Here is a 23,340-nt window from a genome sequence, read left to right on the forward strand (position 1 = left end):
AGGCTATGGAGCAGTTGGTGCTGTCCTACCGCGCGATGGCGGGCACGCATGAGAACAACACCACCTCGATGCTGGCCCGCGACCAGGCCGAAGGCGCCAAATGGGGCGGCTAGAAACCGCTAAGGCGTAAGCACGATCGAGCCGATGGTCTGACGGCCCTGCAGGTCGCGGTGCGCCTGCGCAGCGTCGGCGAGCGGGTATCGACGGCTGACCTCCACGCTGAGTGAACCGTCGATGATCGCGTCGAACAATTCCCTTGAGCGCCAAGCGAATTCCTCGTCAGTGCGGGTAAAGTGCACCAGTCCCGGTCGGGTGAGGAACACCGATCCGGCCGCGTTGAGCCGTTGCGGGTCGACGGGTGGAACCGGGCCGCTGGATGCGCCGAACAGAGCCAGGGTTCCGCGCACGGCGAGGCTGGCCAGGCTGGCGTCGAAGGTGCTCGCACCGACCCCGTCGTACACCGCCGCCACTCCGGCGCCCGCGGTCAAGTCGCGAATCTGCTTGGCGAATTCGTGCGGTTCGTCGCCCGGGTAGTCCAACACCTCGGCGGCGCCGGCCTGACGCGAGCGCACCGCCTTCTCCGGTGTCGACACCGTGGTAATCACGCGGGCGCCACGATGCGCCAACCACTGCGTCAGGATCAGACCCACTCCACCCGCACCGGCATGCACCAGCACTGTGTCGCCGGGCTGCACGGCGTACACCGACGTGATCAGGTAATGCGACGTCAAGCCCTTCAGCAGAGCTGACGCAGCCACGTCCAAGCCGATCTCCGACGGCACGTGGGCAGCGAATTGTGCTGGCGCAGTGCTGACTTCCGCGTAGGAACCAGAGGACGCGACGGCTGTCACCACTCGATCGCCGACGCTGAGTTCCGTCACGCCGTCGCCGACCGCGGCCACCGTCCCGGCCACCTCGTTGCCCAGCACGAACGGCAGATCGCGCGGATACGTGCCAGAGCGGAAATACGTGTCGATGTAGTTCACGCCGATCGCTTCGGCTTTGATCAGGACCTCTCCCGGCCCCGGGGATGGTTGTGGCCGTTCGACATAGCTCAGTACTTCCGGACCACCGATTTCCGCGACTTCGATTGCGTGCATGGTGACTATCATCCGCAAGCATGGAGTCCGCATGAAGTTGGCCCGGCCTGACATTCGCCATCCGCGCATCGTGTTGGCCGGTTCCGCGGACGGCGATGACGCCGGTCTGGTCGCCGCGCTGCGCACGCGCGGCCTGCACGCTCACTGGCTGGCCTGGGACGATCCGCGCACGCTCGACGCGGATCTGGTGATCTTGCGGGACAGCAGTGATCACGCCGAGTTTTTGAGGTGGACGAAGCGGGTGCGCAACCTGTTGAACGCGCCCGATGTGGTGGCCTGGAACAGCGGTCGGCGCCACCTGCGCGACCTTGGCCGGGCGGGAGTGCCCACGCTGCGGGGCCGCCGTCCGTCAGCCTCCGCGGTTCGCACCGCGCTGGTTTTCATCGGCGGTATCGAGTCGCATGCATTCGTCGGGAATTCGCCGATCGAGGCGGATTTCGAATTGTGGGACCTCGGACAGGCCGCCTTGCAGGCGGCTGCTGAGCAGTCCGGCGTCGGGGTCGAGGAGCTGCTGTACGCCCGCGCCGATGTGGTCGGCGAACCCGGCGACGCCGGACTGGTGGCACTGAATCTGGTTGCCCCGTCGTTGGGTTGGCGGCTACTCGACGACGACGCTCGCGCCGACGGGCAGCGACAGTTCGCGGTGTGTCTCGAGTCAGCCCTGGACCGGTTGGGGCTCGGTCCGCTGTCGCATCGCGGCCCATAACGCCGCGGTGGCCGCCGTGCATATCGCGGCTCCGGCGACGTGCACCGCGACCAGCGCCGCGGGCACACCGGTGAAGAACTGCGCCGTTCCGACCGCGGCCTGGCCGAACACCGCCACCAGTAGTACGCCCAGCCGCAGTAACACCGGGCGCGGCGCGTGCACCGCCAGCAGCCCGAAGCCAAGCCCGACCAGCAGCGCCAGATACGCCACCAGCAGCGACGAGTGCGCATGCACCAGCGTGGTGATTTCGATTCGCAGCCGCGGCACGGTTCGGCGCGGGCTGGTGTCGCCGGCATGTGGGCCCGCGGCGGTGACCAGGGTGCCGGCCACCAGGACCGCGGTCAGCGTCAGCGCGCTGAGGAGGGTGAGTGCGCGCAGCGGCCTGACCACCGGATGACTGACCACCCCGTCGTCGGGCTCGCCGATCTTGACGTACAACAGCACCGCAAGCCACACCATCGTCATCGAGGTCAGCAGGTGGATGGCAACGGTCCACCACAGCAAGCCGGTACGCACGGTGATGCCGCCGATCACCGCCTGCACCACCGTTGAGGCCGGCATCAGCCACGCGTAGGTAAGCACTTCGGCTCGGCGCCCGGCCCGGTAAACCATCAGCACGGCCAGCGCCGCGGTGAGCACCACCGCGAAAGTGATCATCCGGTTGCCGAATTCGACAGCCTGGTGGATTCGGGGGACCTCTGAAACGGCGACCGGGGTGAAGCTGCCCGGAAAACACTGTGGCCAAGTCGGGCAGCCGAGTCCCGAGGCGGTGACGCGGACGATCGCGCCGGTGACCGCGATACCGCCCTGCGTCAGGATCACCGCCGCGGCGACGATCCGTTGCGCGCGGAGGCTGGGTTCGGGCAGCAGGTCCACGATCCGCCGCACTAGGCGCCCGACAGGCATCGACCGATCGTAGGGCAAACTACGGCGCGTAGTAGGACCGGGTCAGGTGAACCGGAACCAGCGCAACGCGGCCAACCCGGCCAGCGTGCCCCACCCGACCAGCACGCCCATACCGAACCAGTCCACCGACAGGCTCATGGCGCGGGACAGCGCTTCGCTCAGAGCCCCGGCGGGGGTCAGCCGGGCCGCCCACTTGACGGCGGACCCGACCATCCCGGATTCGATGGTCAGTGCGCCGAGCCCGGCGAAGACAAACCACAGCAGGTTGGCCACCGCCAGCACGATCTCCGCGCGCAAGGTTCCGCCGAGCAGCAGGCCCAGGGCCGCGAACGCCGCGGTGCCAAGGGCGATAACCGCAGCGCCCAACGCCAAGCCCGCCGGAGGCGGCCGCCAGCCGAGCCCAAAACCTATGATGCCCAATATGATTGACTGCAGAAAGACGACCGTGACGACCGCTGCCGACTTGCCGGCGATGATGCCCCACACCGGCAGTGCCGTCGCGCCCAGCCGTTTGAGCGCGCCGTAGCGGCGGTCGAAGGCCACCGCGATGGCCTGGCCGGTGAACGCGGTCGAGATGACCGCGAGCGCCATGATCACCGGGACGAAGGTGGCGGCCCGGCTGTCCCCGAACGATCCGAGCGGCAGCAACGTCAGTCCGACCAGCAGCGTGATCGGGATGAACATGGTCAGCAGCAACTGTTCGCCGTTGCGCAGCAGCAGTTTCAATTCCAACCCGAACTGCGCGGCCAGCATCTTCGGTACCGCGGCGGGTCGCGGATTGGGAGTGAAAGTACCTGCCGGGAAATGGGTTTCGGTCATGAGCGCAACTCCCGGCCGGTCAGCTCGAGGAACACGTCTTCCAGGGTGCGTTGTTCCACCCGTAGATCGGTGGCCAGCACGTTGATCTGGGCGCACCACGCCGTCACAGTGGCCAGCACCTGTGGGTCGACCGGGCCTTCCACCAAATACTCGCCCGGCGTCGCCTCGGAGACCTGGTAGTCCTCCGGCAGTGCCGACACCAGCAGTGACAGATCGAGGCGCGGGGGCGCGCTGAACCGAAGCTGGCCTTTGGCCCCGCTGTGGGTTAATTCGGCCGGAGTTCCGGCCGCCACGGTCACTCCGTGGTCGATGATGACCAGCCGGTCGGCGAGCTCCTCGGCTTCTTTGAGCTGGTGGGTGGTCAGCACTACCGTCACGCCGTCGCGGCGCAGCGCATCGATCAACTCCCACACCAAAATTCGGGCCTGTGCGTCCATGCCGGCAGTGGGCTCGTCGAGGAAAACCAATTGCGGCCGGCCGACCAGCGCGCAGGCCAGGGCGAGCCGCTGTTGCTGCCCGCCGGAGAGTCGGCGGTAGGTGGTGCGGGCCGCGTCGGTCAGGCCAAGCGTGGACAGTAGCCACTGCGGGTCTAGCGGGTCGGCGGCGTAGGAGGCCACCAGGTTGAGCATCTCGCCGGCCCGGGCAGCGGGGTAGCCGCCGCCGCCTTGCAGCATCACGCCGATGCGCGCCCGCAGCTGGGCGTTGTCGGCGATCGGGTCCAGCCCGAGCACCTCGATCGTGCCGGCATCGGGGCGGATGAACCCCTCGCACATCTCGACCGTCGTTGTCTTTCCCGCGCCGTTGGGGCCGAGCAGAGCCAGCACCTCAGCCTCGTGCACGTCGAGGTCGAGGTGGGAAACGGCAGTCGTCGAGCCGTATTGCTTGCACACCCCGCGCAACCGCACGGGGATGTCGGACGCCGGGCTCACGAAGATTTAGCGTAAGCGGCGGGCTGCGGGGTCTGGCCGGGGGGCAACGGATCTGGTGCTGCCGCGGCCCGGGTGAGCTCGGTGACTGGCAACGGCCGCCACGGCAAGCGGTCATAGGTCGCGGCGATGAGCAGCAGCACGATGACGGTGCTGGCCACGGTGGCGTCCACGATCTGGAACAGCGCGAATCGATCGCCGTTGGCCGTTGGGCCGAAGATGCCCACGACGATCGTCACGATGATCACCGCGATCCGGAAACCTGGCCGGGTGGCCCACGCTGCCAACGGGATGATCGCCCACAGCAGGTACCACGGCTGCACCACCGGGAACAGCAGCACTGTGCCGCCCAGCGCGACACCGAGCCCGCCGACCGGATGCAGCCGGCCACGCAGCACGGCCATCAGCAGCCAGGCGACCAGCACTGCGATGATCAAGACGCCGATGCCACGGGTCAACGACAGCACTGCGGTGGTGTGATCACCAAGGCCCAGCAGAATCCCCACCTGCCCGGTGCCCAGGGCGAGCAGCGTCGGCGGCGACATCCAACTGCGCACCACGTTGGCGGTGCCCAGGGTGAAGATCCAGCCGAAACCGAGTCGGCTGGCCGAGCCCACAGCGGCCATCACGGCCAGGGACAGTCCCGCCATCAGGCTGCCTGCCAGCAAGAATGACCGCAGGTTGCCGCCATAACGCTGGGCCAACGCCATCGTGACGAAGCCCAGCGCCAGCAGCGACGGCAGTTTGATCTGTGAGGACAGCACGATCAGGATCGCCCCGACCAGCAGCATTCCCAGCGGGGCCCAGTCGGCCCGTTCGCCGCTGGCCCGCGGCCACGGCCGTGGCCACAGCGGACGCGCCGAGTCGATACCGCGCAGGGCGAACTCGGTGCCGGTCAGCATGAGCCCGAGCATGGGGGCCTCGTTATGAATGCCCGCGACCAGATGCATGATCAGCAGCGGGTTGGCCGCACCCAGCCACAGCGCGCTGACTTCGGCGACTCCGCAGCGACGGGCCAGTCGCGGCGTCGCCCACACAATCAGGCCCACGCCCACCAGGACCACCAGCCGGTGACAGAGCACTGCGACGACGATGTTCTCGCCGGTCAACGCCGAAATACCGCGGCCGATCCACAAGAACAACGGTCCGTAGGGCGCGGGCGTTTCGCGCCACAAACTGGGCACCGACAAGGTGAAGACGTGGTCCAGGCCCAGCCCGGTTGCCGGGCCCACCCGATAGGGATCGAGGCCCAACCGGCAGATCTGGCTCTGCGCCAGGTAGGAGTAGACGTCCTTGCTGTACATCGGCGGCGCGATCAGCAGCGGTAGCACCCACAGCAACAGCGTGCGGTCCAGCTCACCGCGCGACATCCGCCGCCTGCCCAGCGCGAATCGCCCCAGCATCAGCCAGGCCAGGGCCATCATCACCGCGCCGGTCGTCGTCATCGTCAGCGACACCGTCTGGATTCGGGACGGGAGATTGAGCAGCCGGACGCCGAACGTCGGGTCCTGCACGACGGGCCGGGCGCCGGCCCCGAGTGCTCCGATGCCCATCAGCACCGTGCCGGTAGCGCCGAATATCCGGGTGCGACGAAGCGCGACCAGCTCGCCCTCGTTCAGCGGCTGAGCCACCGCCACCTCGTCGCCGTGCAAGCTGGCGATCGACGAACTAAGGGTGTGCTGGCGGGCTGCCATCACAGCAGCGTAACTGCCGCCCGGGAAGGGCCGAACGTGTCAGGTGTGACCAGTGCAACGCCGGCAGAGGGTAGCCTTGCTGGACCCTTTGCTGGAATTGCGTCACACTGGTGTTGTGAAATTCCCGCCGTCCGCCCAAGGTGCCGAAGCAGCAGCCGCTGCCGCCACCCATGACGGTCAGACCCGCAGCGCCGTCGTGCGGTTGCTGCTGGAGTCCGGGTCCATCACCGCCGGGCAGATCGGTGAGCGGCTGGGTTTGTCGGCCGCCGGGGTGCGACGTCACCTCGACGCGCTGATCGAGATGGGTGAGGCCGAGTCCGTTCCCGCCGCGCCGTGGCAGCAAGCCGGACGCGGGCGCCCGGCCAAGCGGTACCGGTTGACCGCGACCGGCCGCGGGAAGCTGGACCACAGTTACGACGACCTGGCCTCCGCGGCGATGCGGCAGCTTCGCGAGATCGGCGGCGAGGAGGCGGTCCGTAGCTTCGCCCGCCAGCGCATCGACGCGATTCTGTCCGATGTCGAGGCGGCCGATTCGGACACCGACGAAGAGATCGAAGCCACCGCCGAGCGAATCGCCGGTGCATTGTCCAAAGCCGGCTACGTCGCGACCACCACTCAGGTGGGGGGTCCAATCCACGGTGTGCAAATCTGTCAGCATCATTGCCCGGTGTCGCACGTCGCCGAGGAGTTCCCGGAGCTGTGCGAAACCGAGCAGCAGGCGATAGCGGAGGTACTCGGTACGCACGTGCAGCGCCTGGCGACGATCGTCAACGGCGACTTCGCCTGCACCACCCATGTCCCGCTTGCCGCTGCTGAAACCCAACTGTCTGAACTTCGGCACACAGCCCGTGCCGAAGCCACCACGAGCATCAAAGGAGTGTCGTTATGACCCTCACCCCGGAGGCCACCAAGACGGCTGTGCCCGCCGCGACGCTGACCCAAGAGGAGACGATCGCCTCGCTGGGCCGTTACGGCTATGGCTGGTCGGACTCCGACGTGGCCGGTGCCAGCGCGCAGCGCGGGCTGTCGGAGGCTGTGGTCCGCGACATCTCGGCAAAGAAGAACGAGCCGGAGTGGATGCTCGAGCACCGGTTGAAGGCGCTGCACATCTTCGGGCGCAAGCCGATGCCGAACTGGGGATCCAACCTCGAGGGCATCCACTTCGACAACATCAAGTATTTCGTGCGTTCCAGCGAGAAGCAGGCCGCCACCTGGGATGACCTGCCCGAGGACATCCGCAACACCTACGACAAGCTCGGCATCCCGGAGGCAGAGAAGCAGCGCCTGGTCTCCGGCGTTGCGGCGCAATACGAGTCAGAGGTGGTCTACCACTCGATCCGCGAAGACCTCGAGGCTCAGGGTGTCATCTTCCTGGACACCGACTCCGGACTGCGTGACCAGCCGGAGTTGTTCAAGAAGTACTTCGGCACGGTGATTCCGGCCGGCGACAACAAGTTCTCGGCGCTGAACTCTGCCGTCTGGAGTGGGGGATCGTTCATCTACGTTCCGCCGGGTGTGCACGTCGACATCCCGCTGCAGGCCTACTTCCGAATCAACACAGAGAACATGGGCCAGTTCGAGCGGACGCTGATCATCGTCGACGAGGGTGCCTACGTGCACTACGTCGAGGGCTGTACCGCGCCGATCTACAAGTCGGACTCGCTGCACTCCGCGGTAGTGGAGATCATCGTCAAGCCCGGCGGCCGTTGCCGTTACACCACCATCCAGAACTGGTCGAACAACGTCTACAACCTGGTCACCAAGCGGGCTCGCGCCGAGGCCGGCGCGACCATGGAATGGGTCGACGGCAACATCGGATCCAAGGTCACGATGAAGTACCCGGCGGTCTGGATGACCGGCGAATACGCCAAGGGCGAGGTGCTTTCGGTCGCGTTCGCCGGCGAGGGCCAGCACCAGGACACCGGGGCCAAGATGCTGCACCTGGCGCCCAACACGTCGAGCAACATCGTGTCCAAGTCGGTGGCCCGCGGTGGTGGTCGCACCTCCTACCGTGGCCTGGTCCAGGTGAACAAGGGCTCGCACGGATCACGCTCCAGCGTGAAATGCGATGCGCTGCTGGTGGATACGATCAGCCGCAGCGACACCTACCCGTACGTCGACATCCGCGAGGACGACGTCACGATGGGACACGAGGCCACCGTTTCGAAGGTCAGCGAAAACCAGCTGTTCTACCTGATGAGCCGCGGGCTGACCGAGGACGAAGCGATGGCGATGGTGGTCCGCGGCTTCGTCGAGCCGATCGCCAAGGAACTGCCGATGGAGTACGCCCTGGAGCTCAACCGGCTGATCGAGCTGCAGATGGAAGGCGCGGTCGGCTAGTGGCGGGATTGACTGAAGCGGTTGAGGGTTCGGCCCTCGCCGCTGCCAACAAGGGCGAGCTGTTCTCCTCGTTCGATGTCAACGCGTTCGAGGTTCCCGGCGGCCGCGACGAGATCTGGCGGTTTACCCCGCTGCGACGGCTGCACGGCTTGCACGATGGCTCGGCGCCGGCCACCGGTAGCGCGAAGATCACGGTCAGTGAGCGGGCCGGCGTGCAGGTAGAGACCGCACGCCGCGGTGACGAGCGGCTCGGGCAGGGCGGCGTGCCCGCCGACCGGGTTGCCGCCCAAGCATTTTCGTCGTTCAACACCGCGACGATCGTCACCATCGGCCGTGACACTCAGATCGCCGAGCCGGTCGAGATCACGGTCGAGGGGCCCGGTGCGGGAGCGGTGGCCTACGGGCACCTGCAGGTGCGCGTTCAGGAGCTTGCCGAGGCCGTCGTCGTGATAGACCATCGCGGCAGCGGAACCTACGCCGACAACCTCGAATTCGTCGTCGACGACGCGGCCCGGCTCACGATCGTCTGGCTCGCCGACTGGGCCGACGACGCAGTGCATGTCAGTGCGCACCACACCCGGCTGGGTAAGGACGCGGTGTTGCGTCATGTCGCGATCACTCTCGGCGGTGAGGTGGTGCGGATGACCGGCAACGTGCGGTTCGATGCACCCGGCGGCGACGCCGAGTTGCTCGGCCTGTATTTCGCCGACGACGGTCAGCACCTGGAATCGCGGTTGTTGGTCGACCACGCGCAACCGGACTGCAAATCCCACGTGCTGTACAAGGGTGCGCTGCAAGGGGATCCGGACTCGAAGCGCCCCGACGCGCATACCGTCTGGGTCGGCGACGTGCTGATCCGGGCCGAGGCCACCGGCACCGACACCTTCGAGGTAAACCGCAATCTGGTCCTGACCGACGGCGCACGCGCCGACTCGGTGCCCAACCTGGAGATCGAGACCGGCGAGATCGTCGGAGCCGGACACGCCAGCGCTACCGGCAGATTCGACGACGAGCAGCTGTTCTACCTGCGTTCCCGCGGGATCCCCGAAGAACAGGCCCGCCGACTGGTGGTGCGCGGATTCTTCAACGAGATCATCGCCAAGATCGCGGTCCCCGACATACGCGCACGCCTGACCACAGCCATCGAACACGAACTGGCTATCACGGAATCGAGAATTACCGCCTCATGACAACTCTGGAAATCAAAGACCTCCACGTCAGCGTCGAGAACGCATCCGACGGCGACGAAATCGGCATCCTCAACGGGGTCAACCTGACCGTGCGCTCCGGTGAAACCCATGCGGTGATGGGCCCCAACGGGTCTGGCAAGTCGACGTTGTCCTATGCCATCGCCGGACACCCGAAGTATCGCGTTACATCGGGGTCGATCACGCTCGACGGGCAGAACGTCCTGGACATGAGCGTCGACGAGCGCGCCCGCGCCGGTCTGTTCCTGGCCATGCAATACCCGGTCGAGGTGCCCGGGGTGTCGATGTCGAACTTCCTGCGTTCGGCCGCGACCGCGGTCCGCGGCGAGGCGCCCAAGTTGCGGCACTGGGTCAAAGAGGTCAAGGCCGCATTGGAGGAGCTGGACATCGACCAGGCCTTCGGCGAACGCAGTGTCAACGAAGGTTTTTCCGGTGGCGAGAAGAAGCGCCACGAAATCCTGCAACTGGGATTACTGAAGCCCAAGATCGCGATCCTCGACGAGACCGACTCCGGCTTGGACGTTGACGCGCTGCGCGTGGTCAGCGAGGGCGTCAACCGTTATGCCGAAGCCGAGCACGGCGGCATCCTGCTGATCACGCACTACACCCGGATTCTGCGATACATCCACCCGCAGTTTGTGCACGTCTTCGTCGGCGGCCGGATCATCGAATCGGGTGGTCCGGAGTTGGCTGACGAGCTCGAAGAGCACGGTTATGTCCGCTTCACTCAGACGGCCGCTTCGGGGGCCTGATATGACGGTTTCGGCCACTCGACCCGCGGCACTGGACCTCGCGGCGATCCGGGCCGACTTCCCGATCCTGTCGCGGATCATGCGCGGCGGAAAACAGCTGGCGTACCTGGATTCCGGGGCGACGTCGCAGCGTCCGCTACAAGTCCTTGACGCCGAGCGCGAGTTCCTCATCACGTCCTACGGGGGTGTGCACCGCGGCGCGCATCAACTGATGGAAGAGGCCACCGACGCCTACGAGCAGGGCCGCGCCGACATCGCCGCGTTCGTCGGTGCCGATGCTGATGAGCTGGTGTTCACCAAGAATGCCACCGAATCGCTCAACCTGATGTCGTATGTGCTGGGGGACAACCGCTTTGAACGAGTGGTCGGACCGGGCGACGTCATCGTCATCACCGAACTCGAGCACCACGCCAACCTCGTTCCGTGGCAGGAACTTGCCCGGCGCACCGGCGCAACGGTGCGCTGGTACGGCGTCACCGACGACGGCCGCATCGACCTCGACTCCCTGCAACTCGATCAGAACGTCAAAGTCGTTGCTTTCAGCCATCACTCGAACGTGACTGGCACAGTGGCCCCGGTCGCGGCGCTGGTCGAGCGCGCTAAGGCCGTCGGCGCCCTGACAGTGCTGGATGCCTGCCAGTCGGTGCCGCACCAGCCGATCGACTTCCACGCCCTCGACGTCGACTTCGCGGCATTCTCCGGGCACAAGATGCTGGGCCCCAACGGAATCGGTGTGCTCTACAGTCGCCGCGAACTGCTCAACACGTTGCCGCCATTCCTCACCGGCGGCTCGATGATCGAGACGGTGACCATGGAGGCCACTACGTACGCCGCGCCGCCGCAGCGATTCGAGGCCGGTACGCCGATGACGTCGCAGGTCGTCGGGCTGGCCGCGGCGGCACGCTACCTCGGCGGCATCGGCATGCCCACCGTCGAAGCGCACGAGCGCGAGCTGGTGTCCGCGGCGATCGACGGCCTGTCCGGCATCGATGCGGTGCGGATAATCGGCCCCACAAGTTTGGAAAACCGCGGCTCGCCAGTGTCTTTCGTCGTCGACGGCGTGCACGCGCACGATGTCGGTCAGGTTCTCGACGACGAAGGCGTCGCGGTGCGGGTCGGGCACCACTGTGCGCTGCCGTTGCACCGCCGGTTCGACGTCGTGGCCACCGCGCGCGCATCGTTCGCGGTGTACAACACGCTCGACGAGGTCGACCGGCTGGTCGCCGGGGTGCGCCGGGCCATCGATTTCTTCGGCAGGGCGTGAGCCGTCATGCGCCTCGAGCAGATGTATCAAGAAGTGATCCTCGATCACTACAAGCATCCGCAGCACCGCGGCCTTCGCGAGCCGTTCGCCGCGGAGGTCTACCACAAGAACCCGGTCTGCGGCGATGACGTCACGCTGCGGGTCACCTTGTCCGACGACGGCGAGACCGTCGTCGACGTCTCGTACGACGGCCAGGGCTGTTCGATCAGCCAAGCCGCCACCTCAGTGCTCACTGAGCAGGTGATCGGTCACAGCGTCGGGCAGGCATTGAAGACGGTCACCGCGTTCACCGAGATGGTGTCGTCACGCGGAAATGTCACCGGTGACGAAGACGTTCTGGGCGACGGCATCGCGTTCGCCGGTGTCGCTAAATATCCGGCGCGGGTCAAATGCGCGCTGTTGGGCTGGATGGCTTTTAAGGATGCGCTGGCGCAAGCGAGCGGCGACATGGAGGAGGTCAAGGATGAGTGAAACCGCGGCGCCGGATAGCGAGCTGCTCGGCGACATCGAGGAGGCGATGCGCGATGTCGTCGACCCCGAATTGGGCATCAATGTCGTCGACCTGGGATTGGTCTACGGTGTCAACCTCGAAGAGGCCGAGGAGGGAACCGTCGCGCTGATCGACATGACGTTGACGTCGCCGGCCTGCCCGCTGACCGACGTCATCGAAGACCAGTCGCGTAGCGCGCTGATCGGCGCGGGTCTGGTCGATGAACTGCGGATCAACTGGGTGTGGAACCCACCGTGGGGCCCGGACAAGATCACCGATGACGGCCGCGACCAACTCCGTGCGCTGGGCTTCACAGTCTGACGGCAAACTGGCCCTAATTGCCCGTCGCCGCTGTCTTCGAGTCGCGCGAGCCGGGACTTGCCCTCAGAATTGGGGGACCGGACTGAAAGGTGAACGCGTGATGACGCAAAAACTGATGACCGTCGCGATTTCCGCGGCTGCACTGTTCCTGGGTACCGGCATGGCCCACGCCGACCCGGCTCCCGCGCCCGACCCGAACGGGCCGAAGTGCGACATCTGGAACGGCGGCGACAACGGAGACAAGTGGGAGAGGGTTCCCTGCGGCTGGGCCTACGGGGAAGAGAAGGGCTGGTACCAGCTTCCTTAGCGACCCGTCGCAGCGGTTGCGCACCGTGTTCACATGCGCAGGGTGTGAATCCGATCGGCCTTCGTTACGATCGTTAGTGTGACGGATTCCGCTGCAGCCCGGGGGGCCACCCAGCAAGCGAATGGCGCGGAGCCCCATGTCGTCGTAATGTTCGGCGCCACAGGCGATTTGGCACGCCGGAAGCTATTGCCGGGCCTGCTTCACCTATCGTGTTCGAAGCTTGCCCCGGAGATGCGCGTCATCGGAACGTCACTCGACGAGCTCGACACGGAGGCTTTTCGCAAGTTGGCCCGCAAGGCCTGCACCGAGTTCGCCCACCACGAAGTCTCCGAGGAGCTCGCGGACCAGTTCATCGCCAATTTGCACTTTGTTTCACTGCAGAAAGACGGGCCGGAAGCCCTGGCGAGCGCGGTAGCCGAACAGGTTGAGGCACTCGGCGGTAAGGCCCGCCTGCTGCACTACTTGAGCGTCCCGCCCAAGTCGGTGATGCCGGTGATGGACACACTGCATAAGGCGGACCTGGCGGAGAACTCCCGGGTCATCATGGAGAAGCCGTTCGGTGTCGATCTGGCCACCGCGCGGGATCTCAACACCGCTATCCACGAGCGATTCGACGAAGAACAGATCTTCCGGATCGATCACTTCCTGGGCAAGGAAGCCGCCCAGAACATTCTCGCTTTCCGGTTCGCGAACGGACTCTTCGAGCCGATCTGGAACCGCAACTTCATCGACCACATCCAGATCGACGTCCCCGAGCGACTCACGTGTGAGAGCCGCGCCCAGTTCTACGAATCGGTGGGGGCGTTCAAGGACATGGTGGTTACGCATTTGTTCCAGATTCTGGCGTTCGTCGCGATGGAACCGCCCACCGAGCTTGCCTCAGGGGCGATCAGCGACGAGAAGAACAAGGTGTTCCGTTCGATGCGTCCGCTTGATCCCAGCAAGGTGGTGCGCGGCCAGTACCGGGGTTACCGCGACGAGCCCGGCGTGTCTCCGGAATCGGACACCGAGACCTTCGTCGCGCTCAAATGCGAGATCGATAACTGGCGCTGGGCGGGTGTTCCGTTCTTTCTGCGGACCGGCAAGGGCATGGCCGAAGGGCAGCGGATCATTTCGATCGCCTTCCACGAGCCGCCGCGGAGCATGTTCCCAGCCGGATCCGGTGTGGGACAGAAGGGTCCCGATCACCTGACCTTCGATCTTGCCGACGTATCCAAGATGTCGCTGTCGTTCTACGGTAAGCGGCCCGGACCCGGTATGAAGCTGGACAAGCTCAGCCTGCAGTTCACCATGGAAGAAAGCGGCCATGCCGGCGATGTGCTGGAGGCCTACGAGCGGTTGATTCTCGACGCAATGCGCGGCGACCGAACGCTCTACAACAGCGCGGAGGGCATCGAGCGACTCTGGGAGGTCTCGGCCCCGTTGCTCGAGGATCCGCCACCGGCACGTAGCTACGACCTCGATTCCTGGGGGCCTAACGCGGTCCATCCGCTGATCGCGCCGCGAGCGTGGCGGCTGCCGTTCGAACGTGGCTGGCGCGGCAAAGAATAACGGCGCCTCAGCGCCAGGGCAGACCGGTGTTGTCGCCGCGCCACCGTGACGGTGGAATCATCGGCGCTCCACGCAATCCCGACGCATCGACATGGCGCAGGGCGGCCGCGAGGTGCTGCTCCATCCGGCGTTGTGCTTTCCGTCCATCTTTCGCAGCGATGGCAGCGGAGATGGCGCGATGTGACTTGGCAGCTTCGTCGCGGTCGAACTGAGTGATGTTCTGTTCGGCCGCGGCCCAGCGCACCGCCTGTTCGACTGCGGCCAAAACTGTTGTGAGGAGTGGGTTTCCGCTCGCTTGCACCATCAGTTCGTGGAATTCGTGATAACCGGTGCCGTCGGGAGCGATGCCACGCTCGGCAACCGCGGCGATGCGCTCGCGTTGGTGTGCGTTAGCGTGCACGGCGACATGGGCCGCGGCGGCGGGTTCGAGCATCGTGCGGAATGCCAGCAAGTCACCCCACGTCGCGCCGGTAAGGGTGAACAGCTGCACCAATGAGTGCGCAATTCGCTCGGGTTCCGGGTGGCGGATGCGCACTCCGCTGCGTCCCTGGCTGGTGGTGGTGAGCCCCTCGGCGTCCAGCAGCCGCAGTGCCATGCGAACCGTTTCACGGCTGACGCCGAGCTGGGTGACCAGCTCGCCCTCGGTGGGCAGCGAATCACCCGGCGCGAGCTCGCCGGAAAGAATCCGTCGGCGCAGCGTCGCGGCAACGACATCAGGCGCGCGAGAGGGTCTTGTCATCGTCACGACACTTAGTATACTAAGTCGCCATGGTGAATGTGCCGAATACCTCAGTGCTGAGCGGAGCTTTCCGGCCGATGCGGTTCGAGGCGACGGTCGAGGACTGTGTGACGACCTTCGGCGAGATCCCAAGGGAGCTGTCCGGCGGCTTTTATCGGGTCGGGCCGACATTCAAGCGGCCTACTCGGCAGGGCGCGAACGGGCTGCTGGCAATGGATGGCATGGTGCAGGGCCTCACCTTCGACAACGGCCGGGCTGACTTTCGTAACCGTTGGGTCCGCACTCCTAAGTATCTGCTGGAAGACCGGCACGGGAGCGGGATGTTCTGCTGGTCCGATGGCGACTGGAACGACTGGCGCAACATCGGGTTCGGTGCCGCGGTGCCCGATGAGTACACCCGCGGAATTCCTCAGGGCACCAACAACATCAACTGCTTTCCGTTCGCGGGAGAGATCCTCGCGTCGGGGGAACAGGGCAGCCCACCGGTGGCCCTCGATCCCATCACCTTGCAGACCCGCGGCGTAGTCGCGTGGTCGCCGCAGCTGTCACGCGGCATCTTCGATCGGGCCGGCTATGGCGACGCGGCGTTCACCGCGCACCCGAAATGGGACAGCGCCAGCGGCACGCTGTATGGCTGGGCCTATAGCAACCACAAGCCGTACGTCACCGTCCACGTCGTAGCACCCGATGGTGCGGTCGCATCCCGCGAACTCTGGGATGCGCCGTATTCCTCCGAAGTCCACGACATGTGGCTGACCCCGGACTACATGGTGTTGCCATTTCAGGGCTTCGTCTTCGACCCAGATCGCATCGAGCGCGGGCAGTCGGTACAGGGGTGGCATCCCGAGCTGCCGACCATGCTTGCGCTGATCCCTCGCGACGATATCGAGAATGGTGAGATCCGTTGGATCACAGCGGAAATCGAACCTCAGTACGTGATGCACACCTTGGCCGCCGACGTTGACGGTGACACGCTGACCTTGGAAGCCCCGATCTTCGAGCGTCCGCCATTCCCGCTGGACATCGACGGGTTCGAAGGGGAGGATGTCGCACTGTTCTTCAACCTGGCCCGCAGCACACTCGGACGGTGGACGGTCGACCTGACCGCCGGAAGCGTCAAATCCGAGATGCTCGACGACCAGCCCTGTGAGCTACCCAAGGTCGACGAACGCTTCTACGGCCACGGTCAGCGTTGGGGATACCTGATCGGCGGCGACGCCAAAGGAACGGGCATGCGCATGCACAGTCTGATCGTGCGTGACCGGCGCACCGGCGACGAGCAGCGGTACCGGCTGCGCCACGATCGTCCGTCGCTGGTGATGGAGCCGACCTTCGTGCCGCGTACTCCCGCCGCCGCCGAGGGCGATGGTTATCTCATGGTGCCGATCTCGCGTTGGACCGAAAACCTTGGCGAATTTGCGATTTTCGACACCGACGACATCACCGCGGGGCCGGTATGTCGCATCGAGATACCGTTCCTGCTCGGCTTCACCCCACACGGACACTGGATGGACTTTCGATGAGCCTTTCCGAGATCGAAGAAGCGGAGCTGCGGGCATCGGTCCACGGGATCGTCGCCGCGTTCGGCAACGACTACTTCACCCACTGCAGCGAAACGCTGCAGCATCCCACCGAGTTGTGGGACGCGTTGGCGGCCGGTGGATTCGTCGGCGTGAACCTGCCCGAGCAATACGGTGGCGGTGGAATGGGATTGAGCGCGATGAACATCGTCGCCGAGGAAGCCGCCGCAGCGGGCTGCCCGCAGGTCATGCTGATGATCTCGCCCGGAATCGTCGGCAGTCTGCTGGCGCGGCACGCCAACCACGAGCAGAAGCAACAGTGGCTGGCACCGATGGCGGCTGGAACGATGAAAATCGCGTTCGCGATCACCGAACCCGACGCCGGGTCCAACAGTCACCAACTGGCCACCACCGCGCACCGCGACGGCGACAAGTACTTCATCAGCGGACAGAAGACCTACATCACCGCGGCCGACCAAGCCGACGCCCTGCTCGTCGTCACCCGCACCGGCACCGACTCCCAAGGCCGCGCGCAGCTTTCGCTGTTCCTGGTCGACCGTGACACACCCGGTATCGACATGCACCGGATACCGATGACATTCGAAATCACCGACAAATCGTTCACGGTGTTCTTCGACAACGTCGCCGTCCCGGCCGATCGGTTGGTCGGAGGCGAAGGCAACGGACTACGGGTTGCGTTCGACGGTATGAACCCCGAGCGCGTGATCATCGCTGCGATCTGCAACGGCGTCAGCCGCTACGCGCTCGACAAGGCGGTGGCCTATGCTCGCGAGCGCCGAGTGTGGCAGGTGCCGATCGGGGCGCACCAGGGCCTCGCGCATCCGTTGGCAGAAGCCAAGATTGCCCTCGAGGCAGGGCGGCTGATGACACGTCACGCGGCGGCCGAATACGACCACGGTGCCGATGCCGGCGAGCACAGCAACATGGCCAAGTTCCTGTCCGCCGACGCCGCCATCCGCTGCCTCGATCAGGCCATCGAGGTGCACGGCGGCGCGGGCTTCACTCGTGAGGTTGCCCTGGCCAACATGTACGAGTTCGTCCGGTTGTTCAAGACCGTGCCGATCAGCCGCGAGATGATCCTCAATCACGTTGCGCAGCACAGCCTTGGGCTGCCCCGATCGTATTGACGCCGCGGCCGCTAATGGCGATGGTGCAGCCACGGGAGGTGGAAGTGGTGATGTGGGCGACCCATCGGCGGACACGGTTCGAGGTCGATCGTCGCAGCGCGCAGCACGTTGCCGTCCTTGGTTCCCTGCGCCGCCATGCACTTACCATTCTGGACCGCTTGGGCATTGGTAACCGCGTGCTTGGTGTAGGTGGTCGTGTTGATGACATCAACGGTGCTATGCGTCGTGTGGCCGGTGGGATCGGTGGTGTTGACTTTGATGGCGTTGTCGGCGACGGAGTCCACCGTGCCGTAAACGGCTCCGGGGGGCCCCGGTGGCGGCGGGCACGTGTGGGCTACCGCGGGGCTGATCTCCACGGATTCCGCAGTGATCGCACCGCCGGGCGAAGCACTCTGTGGCGCGGGCCGGACGTCGACGCAACTGCCGGGTTTCACGTCGGTCAGCGCCGCGGAGCTGAGCGCGGTGACCATCGTCTGGGGAGTGAAGTCCACCGTCGCCGCGCTCCGGTCTCGCTGGGTGAGCTCGATCACATCACCTGACACCGATCTGACCAGGCCCTCGATGTGGTCCTTGGCCGCCGGCGGTGGTGGCGGCGGCGGTGGCTTGGGCACGGAGCTCGGTTGGCTTGCCGCGGTGCCGTGCTGTGTGGAGTTCTGGTTGTCCGATGTGCCGCACGCGGCGATGGACAACACGGTCACTCCGGCCAATAGCGGGATCAGCAACCGAGCCCGCGAGGGACCCGACAAGGTGACGCTCATCGACGCTTCTCCCATCGCGCGCATTAACCACGGGAGAGTACCCGCTGAACGAACGCTAACGCGCGCGGTGGGTACCCCCGACGGCTTGCCGTGCGGTTCTCGTGCAAGCCCATCGAATTAGAGTCGTGCCATGTTTTGGCTGTGCAGAACCTGCGGTGTCGAGCACAGCACCGCATCGGGTGTGTGCGCGATATGTGCCGATGAGAGGCAGTGGGTGCCCAGCGAGGGCCAGGCGTGGGCGACGCTGAACCAGCTCGTCGCCGAAGGGATGCGGTCCCAGGTCTGGGTTGTTGAGGACGGGCTGGTGGCGGTCGGGAGTTCGCCTGCGTTGGGAATCGGGCAAATCGGACTGCTGGTCTGCTCCGACGCAGGAAACGTGTTGTGGGATCCGTCCGGCTTCGTCGACGACGACGCGGTGGCCGCCGTCGCGGGCCGCGGCGCGGTCATCGCGATTGTGGCGAGCCATCCGCACATGTTCGGCGCACAAGTGGAATGGAGCCATCGACTGGGTGAGGTCCCGGTGTACGTCAACGCCGCGGACGCCGACTGGGTGATGCGCCGCGATCCCGTGATTCAGCAGTGGTCGGACACCTTGGCGCTGACGCCCTCGTTAACCGTGGTCCAAGTAGGTGGGCATTTCCCCGGTAGTTCGGTCGCCTGCTGGACCGACGGCGCAGACGGCCGCGGTGTGCTGCTTGCGGGGGACACCATCTTCCCCAACCCGGACCGCCGCACCGTCGGCTTCCTGCGCAGCTATCCCAACCGTCTCCCGCTGTCGGCCGCGGTTGTGCAGCGGATGGCCGCGACGCTGGCGCCGTTGCACTTCGACCGCATCTACGGCCTCTTCACCAACGCCATCGACACTGACGGTCACGCCGTGGTGGAGCGCTCGGCCGAGCGCCATGCCGCCTGGGTCCGCGGCGACTACGACCACCTGACCTGATTTGCGGGAACACCCCGGCAGCTCGCAGCGTTGAGCAGGTCGTGACTACCCAAGACCTCACAGCCGCGCAGTTCAACGAGACGATCAACGGCAACGACATCGTGCTCGTCGACTTCTGGGCATCATGGTGCGGACCGTGTCGCCAGTTTGCGCCCACATTCTCTGCATCTGCGGACAAGCACCCCGACGTGGTGCACGCCAAGGTGGACACCGAAGCCGAGCAGGAGCTCGCCGCGGCAGCGCAGATCCGGTCCATCCCGACATTGATGGCCTTCAAAAAGGGCAAATTGGTCTTCAACCAGGCCGGTGCACTGCCGCCCGCCGCCCTGGAAGATCTGGTTCAGCAGGTCAAAGGCTTCGACGTCGATGCGGCGATCGCCGGGCAGGAAGACGACCAGTCCTGAGCTGAACCCGCACGAGGGCGGGTTACCGTTCAACGGTGAGCATGGTCCTCGTCGAACACCCGCGGCCCCACGTCGCATTGATAACTCTTAATAGGCCGGAGCGAATGAACTCCATGGCGTTCGACGTCATGGTGCCGCTCAAAGAGGCGCTGGAGAAAGTCACCTACGACAACTCGGTGCGTGCCGTGGTGCTGACTGGCGCCGGCAAAGGCTTCTCGTCAGGCGCCGACCACAAATCGGCCGGCAGCGTTCCGCACGTCCAGGACCTGACCCGGCCCACCTACGCGCTGCGTTCGATGGCCATCCTCGATGACGTCATCCTCGGGTTGCGACGGATGCACCAGCCGGTGATCGCCGCGGTCAACGGCGCCGCGATCGGAGGTGGATTGTGCCTGGCGCTCGCCGCCGACATTCGCGTCGCCGCGCATGGGGCGTACTTCCGGGCCGCGGGCATCAACAACGGGCTGACGGCCAGTGAGCTGGGTTTGAGTTACCTGCTACCGCGGGCCATCGGGTCGTCGCGAGCTTTCGAGATCATGCTGACCGGTCGCGACATCGACGCCGAGGAGGCCGAGCGGATCGGGCTGGTGTCGCGCCAGGTCCCGGACGACCTGCTGCTGGAAACCTGCTACGACATGGCTGAGCGGATCGCCGCGTTTTCGCGGCCCGGCGTCGAGTTGACCAAGCGCACACTGTGGAGTGGACTGGACGCCGCTAGCCTGGAAGGGCACATGCAGGCCGAAGGTTTGGGACAGCTCTTCGTCCGCCTGCTCACCGGCAACTTCGAAGAAGCGGTTGCCGCGCGCGCCGAAAAGCGCCCGCCGGTGTTCACCGACGACAAGTAGCCGCGTAACCGAGGGCGATTCCGCACAAGGAGAGTGACCGTGATCACTGCTACGGACCTCGAGGTCCGCGCAGGCGCGCGCACGTTGCTCTATGCCGACGGCCCGGCGTTGCGGATACAACCGGGGGACCGCATCGGGCTCGTCGGGCGTAACGGTGCCGGCAAGACCACCACGTTGCGCATCCTCGCAGGTGAGGGTGAGCCGTACGCGGGCACCGTGGCACGCACCGGCGAGATCGGTTATCTGCCGCAGGATCCCAAAGAGGGCGACCTCGACCTCCTGGCCCGCGACCGGGTGCTCTCCGCGCGCGGTCTGGACACTCTGCTCACCGACCTGGAAAAGCAGCAGGCGTTGATGGCCGAGGTCGCCGACGACGACGCGCGCGATCGAGCGATTCGCCGCTACGGCCAACTCGAGGAACGCTTCGCCGCGCTCGGCGGCTACGGCGCCGAAAGCGAAGCGGGCCGGATCTGCGCGAGTCTAGGGCTGCCCGACCGGGTCCTGACGCAGCAGTTGCGCACCTTGTCCGGCGGCCAGCGCCGGCGGGTCGAGTTGGCCCGGATCCTGTTCGCCGCGTCCGACACCGGCGCCGGATCGGCCACCACGTTGTTGCTCGACGAGCCGACCAACCACCTCGACGCTGATTCGGTGGGCTGGCTGAGGGATTTCCTGCGCAACCACGCCGGCGGTCTGGTTGTGATCAGCCACAACGTCGACCTGCTGGCCGACGTCGTCAACCGGGTGTGGTTTCTCGACGCGGTACGCGGCGAAGCCGACGTGTACAACATGGGGTGGCAGAAGTACCTTGACGCCCGCGCCACCGACGAGCAGCGTCGCCGCCGCGAACGCGCCAACGCCGAACGCAAGGCCACCGCGCTGCGCGCGCAAGCCGCCAAGCTCGGCGCGAAAGCCACCAAAGCCGTTGCAGCACAAAATATGCTGCGCCGTGCCGACCGAATGATGGCGGCCCTCGACGAAGAGCGGGCGGCCGACAAGGTGGCCCGGATCAAATTCCCCACCCCCGCTTCGTGCGGACGCACGCCGCTGATGGCGTCCGGGCTGACCAAGACCTACGGGTCGCTGGAAATCTTCACCGGGGTGGATCTGGCGATCGACCGCGGCTCTCGGGTGGTGGTGCTCGGACTCAACGGTGCCGGCAAGACGACGCTGCTGCGGTTGCTGGCCGGCGTTGAGCAACCCGATGCCGGATCGATGGAGCCCGGACATGGTTTGAAGATCGGCTATTTCGCCCAAGAGCACGACACCCTCGACGATGCCGCGACGGTGTGGGAAAACATTCGCCATGCCGCGCCTGACTCCGGTGAGCAAGAGCTGCGTGGTCTGCTCGGCGCATTCATGTTCAGCGGAAGCCAACTCGAGCAGCGGGCCGGCACGCTGTCCGGTGGCGAGAAGACCCGGCTGGCGCTCGCCGGCCTGGTGGCCTCCACGGCTAATGTGCTGTTGCTCGACGAGCCGACGAACAACCTCGACCCGGCGTCGCGCGAGCAGGTGCTCGACGCGCTGCGCAGCTACGCCGGAGCGGTCGTCCTGGTCACCCACGACCCGGGCGCCGCCGAAGCGCTCGACCCGCAACGCGTCGTTCTGCTGCCCGACGGGACCGAAGACCATTGGTCCGAGGAGTACCGGGATCTCATCGAGTTGGCCTGACAGCTTGGACGCGGCGGTGCAGCAACAGATTCCGTCAAAAGCGCCCCGCCAGTCGACCCGGCTTCTTACTCTGTGCCTTTGGGGATCGGAGTTCAACCCGGGGAGAGCCGATGAGGAAATCGAAAAAGCCGCGCGACCAAATGCTGCGCGAATTGCGCAGTGCCTATGAAGGCGGAGCCAGCATTCGTACGCTGGTGGGGTCGACCGGTAGGTCGTACGGATCTATCCACAGCATGCTGCGCGAATCCGGCACCACGATGCGCAGCCGCGGCGGCCCCAACCACCGCACCCGAACGCGCTGACTCCCGCAACCTAACGCTGCCGCACCGAGCCCTCGACCAGATCGAGGACAGCGGTGAGCAACTGAGTGTCTTCGCCGGAAGCGACCTTGGCGACCAGCCCGTCGAGAACCAGGTCCAGGTAGCACTGCAACACGTCGCTGGGAATGTCGTCACGTACCCGCCCGGCCGACTTCTGCCGGCGCAACCGCTCAGTGGTCGCCGCCGCCAGCTCCGCTGACCGGTCAGTCCATTCCTTGTTGAACGCCGGATCGTGGCGCAGCTTGCGTGCAATCTCCAAACGCGTGGCGAGCCAGTCGAACTGCTCGGGCGCCGCCAGCATGTCCCGCATCACCTGAACCAGGCCCTCGCGCGAGGCGACATCAGCCATCCGCTCGGCATCTTCGTGCGCCAACTCGAAAAACAGCGTGTCCTTGTCGCGGAAGTGGTGGAATATCGCACCCCGCGACAAGCCGATCGCCTGCTCGAGGCGGCGCACCGTAGCTCCGTCGTAGCCGAACTCGGCGAAGCAGCGGCGAGCGCCGTCGAGGATCTGACGGCGCCGGGCCGCCAGATGATCCTGGCTGACCTTGGGCACGGCCGGCTAAATCTTCATCCGGCGACCCGCGGCGCCCGGCTGCGCCGCGCTTGCG

The 23,340-nt window shown here is 65.9% G+C and carries 24 protein-coding genes and 2 pseudogenes; 18 read left to right on the forward strand and 8 right to left on the reverse strand.

Translation table 11 applies throughout. The features are described from left to right. Positions 1-113, forward strand: a pseudogene (locus WAO18_RS13025) (WXG100 family type VII secretion target); the annotation flags it as partial. Positions 114-119: 6 nt separating this feature from the next. On the opposite strand, the gene WAO18_RS13030 reads toward WAO18_RS13025, so the two are convergent. Then, entirely contained in the window at positions 120-1,100 is a 981-nt protein-coding gene (locus WAO18_RS13030; RefSeq protein ID WP_422206683.1) for a quinone oxidoreductase family protein, read from the reverse strand. Between the two features lie 31 nt (positions 1,101-1,131). On the opposite strand from WAO18_RS13030, the gene WAO18_RS13035 reads away from it, so the two are divergent. Then, positions 1,132-1,806, forward strand: a complete 675-nt coding sequence (locus WAO18_RS13035; protein WP_422206714.1) for a hypothetical protein — start codon at positions 1,132-1,134, stop codon at positions 1,804-1,806. On the opposite strand, the gene WAO18_RS13040 is transcribed toward WAO18_RS13035, so the two are convergent. The 4 genes from WAO18_RS13040 to mptB are packed head-to-tail and all read right to left on the reverse strand — an operon-like array spanning position 1,756 to position 6,151. Further along, entirely contained in the window at positions 1,756-2,712 is a 957-nt protein-coding gene (locus tag WAO18_RS13040; RefSeq protein ID WP_422206684.1) for a COX15/CtaA family protein, read from the reverse strand. The genes WAO18_RS13035 and WAO18_RS13040 overlap by 51 nt on opposite strands. A 42-nt stretch (positions 2,713-2,754) precedes the next feature. After that, positions 2,755-3,531, reverse strand: a complete 777-nt coding sequence (locus WAO18_RS13045; RefSeq protein WP_422206685.1) for an ABC transporter permease — start codon at positions 3,529-3,531, stop codon at positions 2,755-2,757. After that, positions 3,528-4,460: an ABC transporter ATP-binding protein gene (locus WAO18_RS13050; protein WP_422206686.1), complete on the reverse strand. Its 933-nt coding sequence runs from the start codon at positions 4,458-4,460 to the stop codon at positions 3,528-3,530. Before WAO18_RS13050 ends, WAO18_RS13045 begins: the two co-directional genes overlap by 4 nt. Continuing rightward, a complete protein-coding gene (gene mptB / locus WAO18_RS13055; protein ID WP_422206687.1) occupies positions 4,457-6,151 on the reverse strand; it encodes a polyprenol phosphomannose-dependent alpha 1,6 mannosyltransferase MptB in 1,695 nt (564 codons plus the stop codon). Before mptB ends, WAO18_RS13050 begins: the two co-directional genes overlap by 4 nt. A 52-nt stretch (positions 6,152-6,203) precedes the next feature. On the opposite strand from mptB, the gene WAO18_RS13060 reads away from it, so the two are divergent. The 9 genes from WAO18_RS13060 to zwf all read left to right on the forward strand — a co-directional run bounded on the left by WAO18_RS13060 (position 6,204) and on the right by zwf (position 14,384). Then, positions 6,204-7,040: a helix-turn-helix transcriptional regulator gene (locus WAO18_RS13060; protein ID WP_422206688.1), complete on the forward strand. Its 837-nt coding sequence runs from the start codon at positions 6,204-6,206 to the stop codon at positions 7,038-7,040. Further along, a complete protein-coding gene (gene sufB / locus WAO18_RS13065) occupies positions 7,037-8,491 on the forward strand; it encodes a Fe-S cluster assembly protein SufB (RefSeq protein WP_422206689.1) in 1,455 nt (484 codons plus the stop codon). Before WAO18_RS13060 ends, sufB begins: the two co-directional genes overlap by 4 nt. Then, the gene (gene sufD, locus WAO18_RS13070) at positions 8,491-9,681 is read left to right on the forward strand and encodes a Fe-S cluster assembly protein SufD (protein WP_422206690.1); all 1,191 of its coding nucleotides are present in this window, start codon (positions 8,491-8,493) and stop codon (positions 9,679-9,681) included. Before sufB ends, sufD begins: the two co-directional genes overlap by 1 nt. Then, positions 9,678-10,451 (forward strand): Fe-S cluster assembly ATPase SufC, encoded by a 774-nt coding sequence (sufC, locus tag WAO18_RS13075; protein WP_422206691.1) that lies wholly within the window; start codon positions 9,678-9,680, stop codon positions 10,449-10,451. Before sufD ends, sufC begins: the two co-directional genes overlap by 4 nt. Position 10,452: 1 nt before the next feature. Then, positions 10,453-11,715: a cysteine desulfurase gene (locus tag WAO18_RS13080; protein WP_422206692.1), complete on the forward strand. Its 1,263-nt coding sequence runs from the start codon at positions 10,453-10,455 to the stop codon at positions 11,713-11,715. Positions 11,716-11,721: 6 nt separating this feature from the next. Further along, positions 11,722-12,186 carry a Fe-S cluster assembly sulfur transfer protein SufU gene (gene sufU, locus WAO18_RS13085; protein WP_422206693.1) on the forward strand — a complete coding sequence of 155 codons (465 nt, stop codon included), beginning with the start codon at positions 11,722-11,724 and terminating at the stop codon, positions 12,184-12,186. Then, positions 12,179-12,526 carry a metal-sulfur cluster assembly factor gene (locus WAO18_RS13090; protein ID WP_422206694.1) on the forward strand — a complete coding sequence of 116 codons (348 nt, stop codon included), beginning with the start codon at positions 12,179-12,181 and terminating at the stop codon, positions 12,524-12,526. Before sufU ends, WAO18_RS13090 begins: the two co-directional genes overlap by 8 nt. Positions 12,527-12,626: 100 nt before the next feature. After that, positions 12,627-12,833 (forward strand): hypothetical protein, encoded by a 207-nt coding sequence (locus tag WAO18_RS13095; protein WP_422206695.1) that lies wholly within the window; start codon positions 12,627-12,629, stop codon positions 12,831-12,833. A gap of 147 nt (positions 12,834-12,980) precedes the next feature. Beyond that, complete coding sequence (gene zwf, locus WAO18_RS13100) at positions 12,981-14,384, forward strand: glucose-6-phosphate dehydrogenase (RefSeq protein WP_422206715.1); 1,404 nt, start codon at positions 12,981-12,983, stop codon at positions 14,382-14,384. Between the two features lie 7 nt (positions 14,385-14,391). Here zwf and WAO18_RS13105 read toward each other — a convergent pair whose 3' ends face one another. After that, positions 14,392-15,123 carry a FadR/GntR family transcriptional regulator gene (locus WAO18_RS13105; RefSeq protein WP_422206696.1) on the reverse strand — a complete coding sequence of 244 codons (732 nt, stop codon included), beginning with the start codon at positions 15,121-15,123 and terminating at the stop codon, positions 14,392-14,394. Between the two features lie 29 nt (positions 15,124-15,152). Here WAO18_RS13105 and WAO18_RS13110 point away from each other — a divergent pair, with 29 nt between their 5' ends. Together WAO18_RS13110 and WAO18_RS13115 are read left to right on the forward strand one after the other, a co-directional pair. Beyond that, positions 15,153-16,646, forward strand: coding sequence for a carotenoid oxygenase family protein (locus WAO18_RS13110; RefSeq protein ID WP_422206697.1), 1,494 nt, complete (start codon positions 15,153-15,155; stop codon positions 16,644-16,646). Next, a complete protein-coding gene (locus tag WAO18_RS13115) occupies positions 16,643-17,791 on the forward strand; it encodes an acyl-CoA dehydrogenase family protein (RefSeq protein ID WP_422206698.1) in 1,149 nt (382 codons plus the stop codon). The genes WAO18_RS13110 and WAO18_RS13115 overlap by 4 nt, the downstream gene beginning before the upstream one ends. Before the next feature lie 11 nt (positions 17,792-17,802). On the opposite strand, the gene WAO18_RS13120 is transcribed toward WAO18_RS13115, so the two are convergent. After that, complete coding sequence (locus tag WAO18_RS13120; RefSeq protein ID WP_422206699.1) at positions 17,803-18,549, reverse strand: hypothetical protein; 747 nt, start codon at positions 18,547-18,549, stop codon at positions 17,803-17,805. 130 nt (positions 18,550-18,679) lie between these two features. Here WAO18_RS13120 and WAO18_RS13125 point away from each other — a divergent pair, with 130 nt between their 5' ends. The 5 genes and pseudogenes from WAO18_RS13125 to WAO18_RS13145 all read left to right on the forward strand — a co-directional run bounded on the left by WAO18_RS13125 (position 18,680) and on the right by WAO18_RS13145 (position 22,711). Next, positions 18,680-19,492 (forward strand): MBL fold metallo-hydrolase, encoded by an 813-nt coding sequence (locus WAO18_RS13125; RefSeq protein ID WP_422206700.1) that lies wholly within the window; start codon positions 18,680-18,682, stop codon positions 19,490-19,492. Between the two features lie 41 nt (positions 19,493-19,533). Beyond that, positions 19,534-19,896, forward strand: coding sequence for a thioredoxin (gene trxA, locus WAO18_RS13130; protein WP_422206701.1), 363 nt, complete (start codon positions 19,534-19,536; stop codon positions 19,894-19,896). 17 nt (positions 19,897-19,913) lie between these two features. Beyond that, positions 19,914-20,741: pseudogene (locus WAO18_RS13135) on the forward strand (enoyl-CoA hydratase); the annotation flags it as partial. Positions 20,742-20,780: 39 nt separating this feature from the next. Beyond that, the gene (locus tag WAO18_RS13140; protein WP_422206702.1) at positions 20,781-22,409 is read left to right on the forward strand and encodes an ABC-F family ATP-binding cassette domain-containing protein; all 1,629 of its coding nucleotides are present in this window, start codon (positions 20,781-20,783) and stop codon (positions 22,407-22,409) included. A 110-nt stretch (positions 22,410-22,519) separates the two neighbouring features. Beyond that, positions 22,520-22,711: a helix-turn-helix domain-containing protein gene (locus WAO18_RS13145; protein WP_422206703.1), complete on the forward strand. Its 192-nt coding sequence runs from the start codon at positions 22,520-22,522 to the stop codon at positions 22,709-22,711. Between the two features lie 10 nt (positions 22,712-22,721). On the opposite strand, the gene WAO18_RS13150 is transcribed toward WAO18_RS13145, so the two are convergent. Next, positions 22,722-23,285 carry a TetR/AcrR family transcriptional regulator gene (locus WAO18_RS13150; RefSeq protein WP_422206704.1) on the reverse strand — a complete coding sequence of 188 codons (564 nt, stop codon included), beginning with the start codon at positions 23,283-23,285 and terminating at the stop codon, positions 22,722-22,724. Positions 23,286-23,340 lie beyond the last annotated feature (55 nt).

This window comes from Mycobacterium sp. (assembly GCF_049278535.1).
GTDB lineage: Bacteria > Actinomycetota > Actinomycetes > Mycobacteriales > Mycobacteriaceae > Mycobacterium.